The following is a 13665-nucleotide window of genomic DNA, read 5'->3' on the forward strand; positions in this document are numbered from 1 at the left end:
ATCGCTCAAGTTGGTATAAAAACATCAGGAATTTATCTGATTAGTAAGGAGTACTATGCAAAATAATAAACACGACAATAAAGGCGGCTTACTCAGCAGTAAGCGCTTTTTACCGCTATTTGTAACGCAGTTTTTGTCGGCTATGAATGATAATGTGTATAAGCAATCCGTGCTTATATTGTTAGTGTTTCAAGCTGCAACCCTTGGCGATGGTGCGCTGTATTCAAACCTTGCAGCGGGCTTATTTATATTACCGTTTTTTTTATTTTCAGGAATGGCGGGGCAATTAGCTGAAAAAACAGAAAAATCAAAGCTGATCCGGCTTGTTAAATTTTGCGAAATACCGATTATGGTTATTGGCGCAGCCTCTATTTTTACGCAATATGTTTGGCTAATGCTGACTACCGTGTTTTTTATGGGCTTGCAAAGTACTTTTTTTGGCCCGCTTAAGTATTCAATATTACCGCAGCATGTGGCGCCTAACGAATTAACAAAAGCCAATGGCTTGGTTGAGTCTGCCACTTTTGTAGCTATTTTAATTGGTACTATTTTTGGCACCTATTACATTACTCAAACAACAGGTCCAACAATTATTAGTATTGCCGTGCTGGTACTTGCGGTACTTGGCTTTTTCAGCAGCCGCTTTATTCCTATAAGCCAAGCCAATAATCCTAATTTGCACTTTACCTATAATATTTTTTCATCCACTAAAAATGTATTTAAAGCGCTTAATGCTCAAACAGAATCGGTTGGTAAATCGGTGTTGGGTATAAGCTGGTTTTGGCTAATAGGCGCGGTTATTTTAACGGCATTACCTAATTACGTTAAGCATGTAATGGGTGGCGATGAACTCGTGGTAACCAGTGCGCTGGTGGTGTTTTCGCTAAGCATTGCCGTGGGGTCTTTGTTGTGCGAAAAGCTCTCGCGCTCACGTATTGAGCTGGGCATTGTACCTTTTGGCGCTATTTTAATTACGCTATTTTTGTATTTATTAAGCCAAGAGCCGGCTATTAGTCAATATATCGCGCCCTCTGAAAATTTATTAACGCTTAAACAAGTGCTTAATACAGGCGACATGGTATGGCATTTTGTTTGGATGGCAGGTATTGGTATTGCATCCGGTTTTTATACTGTGCCGCTGTATGCGCTTATTCAACAGCGTACCGAGGAGGCAAGTCGTTCACGGGTGATTGCTGCTAATAATGTGCTTAATGCGCTCTTAATGGTTGGCAGTGCCATATTAAGTATTGTAACGCTCTCTGTTTTAGAGTGGCATATTTCGTCGTTACTATTGCTTTTGGCGGGGCTTAATTTGCTTATCTCTATTTATATTTACACTAAGGTGCCGGAATTTTTCTTGCGCTTTGTTATCTATATTTTAGCCATATGCATGTATCGCGTGCGCACAAAAAGGCATGAAAATATTCCAAGCGAAGGTGCAGCCGTTATTGTAGCTAATCATGTAAGCTTTGTAGATTGGATGTTTATTTTAGCCACTTCGCCTAGGCCTATACGCTTTATGGTGTTTGCTCCCATTTATTACTCAAAAGCGCTGCATTGGCTATTTAAAATGGCAAAAGCTATTCCAATTGATAGCGAAAAAGCCAACCCAAAGGCGTTTGCAAAAGCATTTGATGAGGTTGCCGCAGCGCTTGAACGCGGTGAGTTAGTTGGTATTTTTCCTGAAGGAAAACTAACAAGCAATGGTGAAATGGACATGTTTAGGCGGGGCATTGAGCGCATTATAGCGCGCACACCTGTGCCTGTTGTGCCCGTTCACTTAGGTGGCTTGTGGGGCAGTATGTTTAGCCGTAAAGCCAAGTGGCAACTACCACGCCTTAAATGGTCTTTAGTCTCGGTGAGTGTGGGAGAGCCGATTGAAGCTGAGCAGGTAAGTGCTAATTATTTGCACGAACAAGTCAGCGCTTTAAAAGCCCAGCACGCTAAAAACACACCGTAATTTAACTCTAAAAGCCACATTTTTATGTGGCTTTTTATTTATGTCAGCGCAAAAGCTGCTTTTTTAAATTTTTCCCTTGAAGTTACTCCACCTCACCCCATATTAAGTGCATAACGCAGACACTTTGCTAATTGGAGATACATAAATGACTGCAGCACAAAAAGAAACATTAGGCTTTCAAACAGAAGTAAAACAACTATTAAACTTAATGATTCATTCGTTATATTCGAATAAAGAAATATTTTTACGTGAGCTTGTATCAAATGCATCAGATGCCGCCGATAAGCTACGCTTTTTAGCGCTTTCAAATGGCGACCTTTACCAAGGTGATGCCGATTTACGTGTACGTATTAGCGCAGATAAAGAGGCGAACACAATTACCATTTCTGACAATGGTATTGGTATGACGCGTGAAGAAGTGATTAGCTCTTTAGGAACTATTGCTAAGTCGGGTACTGCTGAGTTTTTCAAAAACTTAACCGGTGACCAAAGTAAAGACTCGCAATTAATTGGTCAATTTGGTGTTGGTTTTTACTCAGCTTTTATTGTGGCTGATGAAGTGACAGTGCGCACGCGTAAAGCGGGTGAAACACAAGCGTACGAGTGGCAGTCACAAGGTGAAGGTGAGTACACGTTACAAGAAATTGAAAAAGAAGGCCGTGGTACGGATATCATTTTACACCTGCGTGAAGAAGAAAAAGAATACGCGGATGAATACCGTTTACGTAGCATCGTTACTAAATACTCAGATCATATTTCTACGCCTGTACAAATGTATAAAGCAGAAGTGCCTGAGTCTGAAGGCGAAGACGGCGAAAAAATCCCAGCAGTTCCAGGTGAGTGGGAAAGTATTAACCGTGCAACCGCTCTATGGACACGTGATAAGTCAGAGGTTTCTGATGAAGAATACAAAGAGTTTTACAAGCATGTAAGCCATGATTGGGAAGAGCCGCTAAACTGGGCGCACAATAAAGTAGAAGGTAAAACTGAGTACACAAGCTTATTGTATATCCCTAAAAAAGCGCCGTTCGATTTATGGAACCGTGAGCGCCAAAGTGGCTTAAAACTGTATGTTCAACGTGTCTTTATTATGGATGACGCTGAGCAATTTATGCCAAGTTACTTGCGCTTTGTAAAAGGCTTACTTGATTCAAACGATTTACCGCTAAATGTATCGCGCGAAATTTTACAAGATAACAAAGTAACGCAAGCGATTCGTAAAGGGTGTACGTCTCGTATCTTAAAAATGCTAGAGCGTATGGCTAAAAATAAAGCCGAAGACTACCAAACATTTTGGAACGAGTTTGGCCAAGTAATCAAAGAAGGCCCAGCAGAAGATACAGCGAATAAAGAAGCCATTGCTAAATTGTTACGCTTCTCATCTACGCATACTGACTCAGAAACACAAGATGTATCGCTTGAGCAATACATTGAGCGTATGAACGATGAGCAAGATAAAATTTACTACGTGGTTGCTGATTCGTTTACAGCGGCTAAAAACTCGCCGCACTTAGAAATCTTCCGCAAAAAAGGCATCGAAGTATTATTACTAAGTGACCGTGTTGATGAGTGGATGATGAGCCACTTAACTGAGTTTAACGAAAAATCATTCCAGTCAATTACCCGTGGCGACCTTGATTTAGGTAAGCTTGACGACGAAGAAACAAAAAAAGCGCAAGAAGAGTCTGAAAAAGAAGTAGAAGGCTTAATTGAGCGCATTAAAACAGCGCTAGGTGAAGAAGTTAAAGAAGTACGCTTTACGCATCGCTTAACAGACTCTCCTGCCTGTGTGGTTAGTGATGAGAACGACATGAGCTCGCAAATGCAAAAGCTTATGGAGTCAGTAGGGCAACCTGTACCAGAGGCTAAGCCAGTGTTTGAGCTTAACCCTGAGCATCAGTTAGTTAAGCACTTAAACGATGAGCAAGACGAAGATAAGTTTGCACAGTGGTCTCATGTATTACTAGACCAAGCTTTACTTGCTGAACGCGGTACATTAAAAGATCCTACCGGGTTCGTAACACGTTTAAACAAGTTAATGCTTGATTTAAATAAGTAAGGCTAACAGGCTCTTTTAATTGCTAAAAGAGCCTAAAATATAACCATAATTATAAAGGAAGCGTATGCTTCCTTTTTTTATGCGCTCTAAAGTAGGCAATTAGTATAAGTTGCTTGAGTATCTGCAGCGCTTGTGGAAGAATTCAGGCTTTAAAATAAATATCCATACTAGGGGACAATGATATGCGCATTATTCTTTTGGGCGCGCCAGGTGCTGGTAAAGGTACTCAAGCTCAGTTTTTAATGGACAAATACGGTATTCCACAAATTTCTACCGGTGATATGCTTCGTGCAGCCATTAAAGAAGGTACACCACTTGGCTTAGAAGCGAAAAAAGTAATGGATGCAGGTCAATTAATTTCTGACGATATCATCATTGGTTTAGTGAAAGAGCGTATTGCTAAACCAGACTGCGAACAAGGCTTTTTACTTGATGGCTTCCCACGTACTATTCCACAAGCAGATGCTATGAAAGAAAATGGCGTTGTGGTTGATCACGTTATTGAGTTTGACGTTGCTGATGAAGTAATTGTTGAGCGTATGGGTGGACGTCGCGTACATCCTGGCTCTGGCCGTGTTTATCACGTTGTTTACAACCCACCAAAAGTGGAAGGTAAAGACGATGAAACAGGCGAAGAGCTTATTATTCGTGCCGATGACACGGAAGAAACAGTTCGTAAACGTTTAGCTATTTACCATGAGCAAACTATGCCATTGGTTGATTACTACCAAGCTGAAGCGCAAGCAGGTAACACGCAGTACCATAAAATTGATGGTACGCAAGCTGTTGAAACAGTAAGCCAGCAACTAGCAGAGCTTTTAGGTTAATATAATCTAAACACAGCTTAGGTATTAAAAAACCGCCCTCGGGCGGTTTTTTTGTATTTAGTAGCTTTTAACAATTTAAAATTAAACCACCAAAGGTCAACACGCCCTGTTACTTACAACGTTTTTAGCTTTTCTATTACTGGGTCGTAGTTTGGCTCGGTAGATAAATTAGACACGAGCTGTTTGTATATCACTGTATGGCTTTTATCTAAAATAAGCACAGCGCGAGTTAGTAGCCCCATATCTTTTATAATTAAGCCATATTTTTGGCCAAAGTCTCGCCATACAGAGTCAGAAAGGGCTGTTACTTTGTCGATGTTTTCAGCATTACAAAAGCGTTTTTGAGCAAAAGGTAAATCAGCACTGATGGTTAGTATTGCGATAGCAGGAAATTGCGTCGCTACTTTTTCATTAAAATGTTTGGTTTGTAAGCTACAAATGCCAGTATCTAAACTTGGCACCACGCTGATTAATACAGCTTGCCCTTTATAATCATTAAGATTTACAGGGGCAAAACCACCATCAACCACTTTAAAATTTGGCGCATTATCACCTACACTTACACCTTTACCTAACAAAGTGACAGGCTTACCCTGAGCAGAGACCTTACCTGCATCAAGCGTGTTTTCTGGGTACTGTGATGCGTGCCCAACTGAGCTTAAAGCCAGTGTGCTTAGTGCAAAAATAAGAGAGCGTACCATAGGTTATTTCCTTTTAAATTAACGCAATAGGTTTGAGTGTATTATACTCAATATCACTGACCAAGCGATTAAATATCACTGTAAAAGTAATAATAAGTTCTGTGATATATAAATTGTAAACTGCATGAACTTTTATTAACATGTAGTTACAAAATGTATCTTTAATAAAGTCATAAGGCCTATTGACAACATTGGGTTAAATAATAGAGAGATAGTATGTCAACATCCGTATTAATATGTGACGACTCAAAATTAGCGAGGCGCCAGCTAGCCCGCTCTTTACCAGATGACTGGGATATTAAAGTAGAGTTTGCTCAAGATGGTGTTGATTGCATCAAAAAACTAAAAATAATCGAGCCCGAAATCCTTTTTCTTGATTTAAACATGCCTGAAATGGACGGTTACGAAGTCCTTATGGCCATGAAAGAGCAAGGCCTTAATATCCTAACCGTGGTTGTGTCTGGCGATATTCAGCCAAATGCGCACCAACGCGTACTTGAATTAGGCGCCATTGATTTTATCCAAAAACCTTGCTCACCTGAAAAACTTGCCGATATTATCGAGCATCATGGCATTAAAGATAAAGCCATGCGCGAGCGTCTTGCTCATTCTTTAGGTGAACAAGTAGACCCAGATGTGCGCGATATATACCAAGAGCTTACAAATGTCGCTATGGGCCAGGCAGGCGATTTGCTTGCACGGCTTTTGAATGTGTTTGTAGAGTTGCCAATTCCGAATGTGAATGTGCTTGAAGTTAATGAACTGGATATGGCGCTGCAGTCAATTGATAATAATGCTGCCACATCAGGGGTGTGCCAAGGCTTTATTGGCGGTGGCGTATCGGGCGAGGCATTACTTTTATTAAACGACTCAAGCTTTAAAGAAATTGCGTCACTGATGAATTACGACGGTGAGCTGAACGACAAAGTTGAGCTTGAGCTACTTATGGATATTAGTAATATTTTAATAGGCTCAATTTTAACGGGGCTTTCTAAACAGCTAGATATGTCTTTTAGCCAAGGTCATCCCATTGTACTTGGCCAACATCGCGACGTATCTGAATTGGTTAAATCAAATAAATCTCGTTGGCAAAGAACCTTAGCGATAGAAATAAGCTACGGCATCGAAAACCACGATATTAACTGCGATCTTATGCTGTTATTTACCGAAGATTCACTTAAAACTTTGAAATACAAAGTTGCTTACCTATTAGAAGACTAAGTTATGGCCGCTGATTTAGAAATGAATGAGATCCATTGGTTAATGGATATGTTTAACACGGTTGATGTGGGCCTGGTTGTACTGGATAGAAATTATAAAGTGTGTGTGTGGAATGGCTTTATGGAAAACCATTCTGGGCTATTGCCAAGTGCTGTAAAAGACAAAGACCTATTTGATTTATTTCCTTCAATTGATGAAAAATGGTTTAGAAGCAAGTCAGAGTCTGTATTTGTACTTAAAAACCGCTCTTTTACTATCTGGGAGCAGCAACCTTACATCTTTCGTTTTAAAAACTACCGTCCCATTACCGGTAAAGCGGATTACATGTACCAAAATGCGACCTTTATTCCACTTACCAACACACTGGGTGAGGTCAGTCATATTTGTATCATTATTTATGATGTTACCGATGTGGCAGTCAATAAAAAAGAATTAGAAGATTTAAATAAGCGTTTAGAGCAAGTAAGCCAAACCGACAGCTTAACGCAGCTGTTTAACCGTGGGCATTGGGAAAGCACACTGCACCAAGAGTTTTTGCGTGTTAAGCGCAGCGGTGGCAGCAGCACATTATTGATGTTTGATATCGATCATTTTAAAAAAATTAATGATGAGCATGGCCATAGCTGTGGCGATGAAGCGCTACGCCACCTTTCAGAACTGTTACGAACGACGCTTCGCGAAACCGATATAGCAGGGCGTTATGGTGGGGAGGAGTTTGTTGTTACTTTACTCGATACCGACAAGCAAGGCGCAGCAATATTTGCCGAGCGCATAAGAGCGTTAATAGAAGCCAACCCTTTTGTTTATAAAAACACAAAAATAGAGATGACTGTGAGTGTTGGTTTTGCAGGAAATAGCCCTGACTTTGCAAAACATGAGCGGTGGATTGAAGCCGCTGACAAAGCCCTGTATCACTCAAAAGAGCATGGCCGTAACAGAGTAACCGATTTTGAGGATATAAAAAATGACGCATAAGCGTCTTTTTTATGCGCTGCTAAAATTAAGGCAGCGGTAATATTACTGCTAAATTAAAGTAACCAAGGATGCATCTAATTGCGCCGCAAGTCTTGGCAGTAAATCCTTAACAAGGGCTTGGTTAAAGTGCCGTTTTTATCAGGCATTTTATTTACTCTGTAGTATGGCGAGTATCATCTGCTGGGCATTGACCAAGAGTAGACACATCGCCTGTACTGGTCTCTTGCTGTAATTGAACCTTGAACCCCCATAACCTGTACAGGTGTTTTAGCACTTCTTTATGCGAGTCCGCAAGGGGGATGTTATTGTGAGGAACATAACGCAACGTTAAAGAACGATCGCCTCTAACATCAACATTATATACTTGAATGTTAGGTTCGTGATTACTCAAATTATATTGCGCTGAAAGCGCTTCGCGTACAGCCTGATAACCGCTATCATCATGTATTGCGCCTACCTCTAGATGTGGATTACGGCTGTGATCGACAATAGTAAATAGCTTAAAATCACGAATTAACTTAGGTGATAAAAATTGGCTTATGAAGCTTTCATCTTTAAAGTTTTCCATTGCAAAATGTAGTGTGTCTAGCCAATTAGTGCCTGCATATTCAGGAAACCAGCGTCTATCCTCATCTGTTGGGTTTTCGCAAATACGGCGAATATCCACCATCATATTAAAACCCAATGCATACGGGTTTATACCTGAATAGTAATTGCTGTTATAAGGTGGCTGATAAACCACGTTGGTATGGCTTTGCAAAAACTCCATCATAAAGGAGTCGGTTAATTTACCTTCATCATATAAGTGGTTCAAAATGGTGTAGTGCCAAAAGGTGGCCCAGCCTTCGTTCATCACTTGGGTTTGTTTTTGCGGATAAAAATATTGCGATATCTTTCGCACAATACGTATTATTTCTCGCTGCCAAGACTCTAATAAAGGCGCGTTTTTCTCAATAAAATATAAAATGTTTTCTTGCGGCTCTTGCGGAAAATGCCTTTCTTGCTTTTTAGCTTCTTGCTGCTGAGCGGGGATAGTACGCCATAGCTCGTTTACTTGAGATTGCATGTAGTCTTCACGCTCTTTTTGGCGTTTTTGCTCTTCAAAAAGGGAAATTTGCTGCGGGCGTTTATATCTATCTACGCCGTAATTCATCAATGCGTGACACGAATCAATTAAGCTTTCTACTTGTGTAATACCGTATTTTTCTTCGCAGCGGCTAATATAATTTTTAGCAAACACTAAGTAATCTATGATGGAGTCGGCGTCAGTCCATGTTTTAAATAAGTAGTTTCCTTTAAAAAATGAGTTATGGCCATAACAGGCATGCGCCATAACCAGTGCCTGCATAGGGAGTGTGTTTTCTTCCATTAAATAAGCAATACAGGGGTTTGAATTAATCACAATTTCGTAAGCCAGCCCCATTTGCCCACGCTTATAATTTTGTTCGGTTTGTATAAATTTTTTACCATATGACCAATGGCTGTAGCCTATAGGCATGCCTACGCTTGAATAAGCATCCATCATTTGCTCAGCTGTTATTACCTCAATTTGGTTAGGGTAAGTGTCTAACCGGTAATGCGCTGCAACACGGGCTATTTCAGTTTGGTATTGCTCAAGCAGCTCAAAGGTCCAATCTGGGCCATCGCTAATTCGTTCAGTGCTCATAGTAAACCTCGCTTAGGCTAAGCAGCCCCTTGTTGTTGACGATTTTTTTTAAATAGCTCCCTAAACATAGGGTAAATGTCTTCAACACTTTGAATATGTTGTATTGCAAAGTTGCTATGGGTTTGGGTGATGTTTTGGTATTCGCGCCACAAGCTTTGGTGCGCACGCGTGGTAATTTCTATATAGGCAAAGTAGCGTACCGCATTAAGTAGCTTATTACGTAATATTTCACCGCAGTGTGGGGTATCGTCTGCCCAGTTATCGCCATCGGATGCTTGCGCTGCGTATATATTCCATTGCTCTGAATCATAGCGCTCTTTTATTATTTCGTTCATTAATTTAAGGGCACTGGAGACAATAGTGCCGCCAGTTTCTTGAGAATAAAAAAACTCTTGTTCGTCGACCTCTTTAGCTTGTGTGTGGTGGCGTATATACACCACCTCAATGTCTTTATAACTTCGGGTCAAAAATTGATACAGCAAAATATAAAAACGCTTTGCCATGTCTTTTGTGGCCTGATCCATCGAGCCTGATACATCCATGATACAAAACATAACGGCTTTGCTGGTGGGGTGGGGGCGTTTTTCATAATTACGAAAACGTAAGTCGTAATTATCAATAAATGGTACGGCTTTTATTTGCTGTTTAAGTTGCTCAATTTCCTCTTGTAATAACGCAATGATGGCTTGGTCGCTGTCGGCTTGCTCACGCTCCATCGCAAGTTGATCTTCAAGCTCTGCTAGGCGTCTTTTTTTACCCGCACTCATGGCGACTCTTCTGGCGAGTGAGCCCTGTAATGAGCGTACTATATCAATATTACTGGGCATACCATCGCTACAAAAACCAGCCCGATGAGTTTTCATTTGTACAAGCTTATCTAGCTGGTTTTCTTGTAAGTTGGGCAGCTCTAGGTCTTCAAAGAGTAAATCAAGGTATTCATCCTTAGAAATAGAAAACACAAAGTCATCTTGGCCTTCGCCTGAATCACTTGCATCGCCATCGCCTGCGCCACCACCTTGGCCGCCTTTAGGGCGCTCAATTTTGTCACCTGTTGAAAATTGATCGTTGCCAGGGTGAATTTGTTCTCTGTCGCCCCCTTTACCTTGGTGAAAAATGGGCTCGCTAATATCTCGTTGCGGGATAGATATACTCTCCCCTGAACTAGAGTCGGTAACGCTGCGTTTATTAACCGCATCAGACACTGCTTCTTTTATTTGCTTTTTATAGCGCCTAATAAAGCGCTGACGATTAAGCGTGCTTTTGTTTTTACCATTTAAGCGTCTATCTATAAAATGCGCCATACTGTTCCCCCTAAACTACATGAAGGTTACTGCGATTTTCTAACCCGTAAATACCACTCAGAAAGTAAACGCACTTGTTTTTGCGTGTAGCCTTTTTCAACCATGCGGTTAACAAAGTCCTCGTGTTTTTGTTGATCCTCAGCGGAGGTTTTTGTATTAAAGGAAATAACAGGGAGTAGATCTTCGGTATTTGAGAACATTTTTTTCTCAATCACAGTGCGTAGTTTTTCGTAGCTTGTCCATAACGGGTTTTTACCATTATTGTGAGCGCGTGCACGTAATACAAAGTTAACTATTTCGTTCCTAAAATCTTTGGGATTAGAAATGCCGGCGGGTTTTTCTATTTTTTCAAGTTCTGCATTTAACGAGGCGCGGTCAAATAACTGTCCTGTATCTGGGTCTCTGTATTCTTGATCTTGTATCCAAAAATCAGCATAAATCACATAGCGGTCAAAAATATTTTGGCCATATTCAGAGTATGACTCTAAATACGCGGTTTGTAACTCTTTACCAATAAACTCAACATATTGCGGAATTAAATAGCCTTTTAAAAAACTTAAATAGCGCTCTTCTACTTCGGCGCTAAATTGTTCACGCTCTATTTGCTGCTCCAAAACATAAAATAAATGCACCGGATTAGCTGCAACCTCGGTGGTATCAAAATTAAATACGCGCGACAAAATTTTAAAAGCAAAACGAGTGGAAAGGCCGGTCATGCCTTCATCTACCCCTGCGTAATCACGATACTCCTGGTAAGACTTTGCTTTAGGGTCGGTATCTTTTAGGGTTTCACCATCATAGACCCGCATTTTTGAGTAAATACTAGAGTTTTCAGGCTCTTTTAATCGAGATAAGGTAGTAAATTGCGCTAACGCTTTAAGCGTACCTGGTGCACACGGTGCACTGGCAAGTTCACTATGCTGAATAAGTTTGTCGTAGATTTTTATTTCTTCGGTCACACGCAGGCAATAAGGGACCTTTACAATATAAACACGATCTAAAAACGCTTCATTGTTTTTATTATTTTTGAATGTTTGCCATTCTGACTCATTTGAGTGGGCTAAAATCATGCCGTTAAACGGCAGAGCGCTAATACCTTCGGTACCGTTGTAGTTACCCTCTTGCGTTGCGGTAAGGAGTGGATGCAGCACCTTGATAGGGGCTTTAAACATTTCTACAAATTCCATTAAACCTTGGTTGGCTAAACATAAAGAGCCTGAGTAAGCGTAGGCATCGGGGTCGTTTTGTGCAAAATGCTCAAGCTGGCGAATATCTACTTTGCCCACTAATGCTGAAATATCTTGATTGTTTTCATCACCGGGCTCGGTTTTGGCTATACCTATTTGATTTAAAATAGAGGGGTAGCGTTTGACGACTCTAAATTGGCTAATATCGCCGTTAAATTCTTTTAACCGTTTACCTGCCCATGGCGACATAATCGTTTTTAAATAACGTGGTTTAATACCGTATTCTTTTTCGAGAACGTTGGCATCTTCTACTGGGTCAAACAAACTGAGCGGGTGATCGTTTACCGGAGAGCCTTTAATTGAATAGATAGGCACTTGCTGCATTAAATATTTTAGTTTTTCTGCAATTGAAGATTTACCTCCCCCAACTGGGCCGAGTAAATAAAGGACTTGTTTGCATTCTTCTAGGCCTTGAGCCGCATGCTTTAGATAGGAGACAATTTGTTCTATGGCATCTTCCATGCCGTAAAAGTCTGCAAAGGCAGGGTAGCGTGCAACCACTCTATTAGAAAATAACCGGCTTAAACGTGCATCGGTTGCAGTATCAACCATTTGCGGCTCGCCTATTGCCATAAGTAAACGCTCAGGGGCGCTGGCATAAGCTGATTTGTCATTTTTACAAATTTCTAGAAATTCGCTAATGCTGTATTCTTCTTCTTGTGCTGCTTCGTATCGTGCTTGGTAGTGCTCAAAAATAGTCATAATAACCTCCGAAACCCGCTTTAAAAAGGTGCTTACTTTTTAAAGTTTAGTCAGAGATTGATATTTTTGTGCAATAAAATTAAAAATTTAAGTGAAAAAAGATCATGTGGCTAAATTAGCAATTTAGAGCGTATAAAGGCGATTTTAATTTTATAAAGGCATAAAAAAAGACGCCGAGGCGTCTTTTTAAATCAGCGTATAATAGCTAATTAAGCGAAGTTAGCGTTCGCGAATTCCCAGTTAACAAGCGCCCAAAAACCTTTAAGGTAATCAGGACGAACGTTACGGTAATCAATGTAGTAAGCGTGTTCCCATAAATCCACAGTTAGGATTGGTGTAACACCTTCGTCTGTAAGCGGTGTTGCTGCGTTAGACGTGTTTACGATATCTAATGAACCGTCAGCTAATTTAACTAACCATGTCCAGCTAGAACCAAAGTTATTAACCGCTTTGTCGTTTAATGCATCTTTAAACGCGTCAAAAGAGCCCCATTTAGCGTTAATAGCGTCAGCGATAGCACCTGTTGGCTCGCCGCCGCCATTTGGAGATAGACAGTTCCAGTAGAAAGTGTGGTTCCAAATTTGTGCAGCGTTGTTAAATACGCCACCTTCAGATGAACAAACAATCTCTTCTAAAGATTTGTTTTCAAATTCAGTACCTGGAATTAAACCGTTTAATTTAACAACGTAAGTGTTGTGGTGCTTACCGTGGTGATACTCAAGAGTTTCTTGTGAAATATGAGGCTCAAGTGCATCAATTGCATATGGTAGTGACGGTAGTTCAAATGCCATTTTTTTATCTCCATCTTCTTTTGGTTGATAACTCGCTTGATAGTACGTAATGCCTGATAGAACAGAGCACTTACCTATACCAAACGAAAATATAGTGTTACTATAATTGTTGAGTATTTTACTCAAGTTTAAGCAAACAGCAATGCTATTGCTAAAGACTATTTCAATTGCGGCTTTATTTGCCCATTTTAAGTTATATATCTGTGGCCACAATG

General features: G+C 40.5%; 10 protein-coding genes. 5 read left to right on the forward strand and 5 right to left on the reverse strand.

Translation table 11 applies throughout. The features are described from left to right. Positions 1–55 precede the first annotated feature (55 nt). The 3 genes from NQT65_RS00610 (at position 56) to adk (ending at position 4846) form a co-directional block, all read left to right on the forward strand. The gene (locus NQT65_RS00610; protein ID WP_256850244.1) at positions 56–1960 is read left to right on the forward strand and encodes an MFS transporter; all 1905 of its coding nucleotides are present in this window, start codon (positions 56–58) and stop codon (positions 1958–1960) included. Positions 1961–2105: 145 nt separating this feature from the next. After that, entirely contained in the window at positions 2106–4019 is a 1914-nt protein-coding gene (gene htpG, locus NQT65_RS00615) for a molecular chaperone HtpG (protein WP_024033368.1), read from the forward strand. A 182-nt stretch (positions 4020–4201) separates the two neighbouring features. After that, positions 4202–4846, forward strand: coding sequence for an adenylate kinase (adk, locus tag NQT65_RS00620; RefSeq protein ID WP_004588118.1), 645 nt, complete (start codon positions 4202–4204; stop codon positions 4844–4846). A gap of 113 nt (positions 4847–4959) precedes the next feature. Here the strand turns inward: adk and tpx are convergent, their stop codons facing one another. Next, positions 4960–5547, reverse strand: a complete 588-nt coding sequence (gene tpx / locus NQT65_RS00625) for a thiol peroxidase (protein ID WP_004588117.1) — start codon at positions 5545–5547, stop codon at positions 4960–4962. Between the two features lie 216 nt (positions 5548–5763). Here tpx and NQT65_RS00630 point away from each other — a divergent pair, with 216 nt between their 5' ends. Further along, positions 5764–6768 (forward strand): response regulator, encoded by a 1005-nt coding sequence (locus tag NQT65_RS00630; protein WP_004588116.1) that lies wholly within the window; start codon positions 5764–5766, stop codon positions 6766–6768. 3 nt (positions 6769–6771) lie between these two features. After that, complete coding sequence (locus NQT65_RS00635) at positions 6772–7743, forward strand: sensor domain-containing diguanylate cyclase (RefSeq protein ID WP_029774351.1); 972 nt, start codon at positions 6772–6774, stop codon at positions 7741–7743. Between the two features lie 151 nt (positions 7744–7894). Here the strand turns inward: NQT65_RS00635 and NQT65_RS00640 are convergent, their stop codons facing one another. The 4 genes from NQT65_RS00640 to NQT65_RS00655 all read right to left on the reverse strand — a co-directional run bounded on the left by NQT65_RS00640 (position 7895) and on the right by NQT65_RS00655 (position 13450). After that, positions 7895–9409 (reverse strand): SpoVR family protein, encoded by a 1515-nt coding sequence (locus tag NQT65_RS00640; RefSeq protein WP_126007501.1) that lies wholly within the window; start codon positions 9407–9409, stop codon positions 7895–7897. A 17-nt stretch (positions 9410–9426) separates the two neighbouring features. Continuing rightward, entirely contained in the window at positions 9427–10710 is a 1284-nt protein-coding gene (locus NQT65_RS00645) for a YeaH/YhbH family protein (protein ID WP_256850245.1), read from the reverse strand. A gap of 26 nt (positions 10711–10736) precedes the next feature. Beyond that, the gene (locus tag NQT65_RS00650) at positions 10737–12659 is read right to left on the reverse strand and encodes a PrkA family serine protein kinase (protein ID WP_004588112.1); all 1923 of its coding nucleotides are present in this window, start codon (positions 12657–12659) and stop codon (positions 10737–10739) included. Between the two features lie 209 nt (positions 12660–12868). Further along, the gene (locus NQT65_RS00655) at positions 12869–13450 is read right to left on the reverse strand and encodes a Fe-Mn family superoxide dismutase (protein WP_004588111.1); all 582 of its coding nucleotides are present in this window, start codon (positions 13448–13450) and stop codon (positions 12869–12871) included. Between the last annotated feature and the right edge of the window lie 215 nt (positions 13451–13665).

The organism is Pseudoalteromonas agarivorans (assembly GCF_024518735.1).
In the GTDB taxonomy this organism is placed as follows: domain Bacteria; phylum Pseudomonadota; class Gammaproteobacteria; order Enterobacterales; family Alteromonadaceae; genus Pseudoalteromonas; species Pseudoalteromonas atlantica.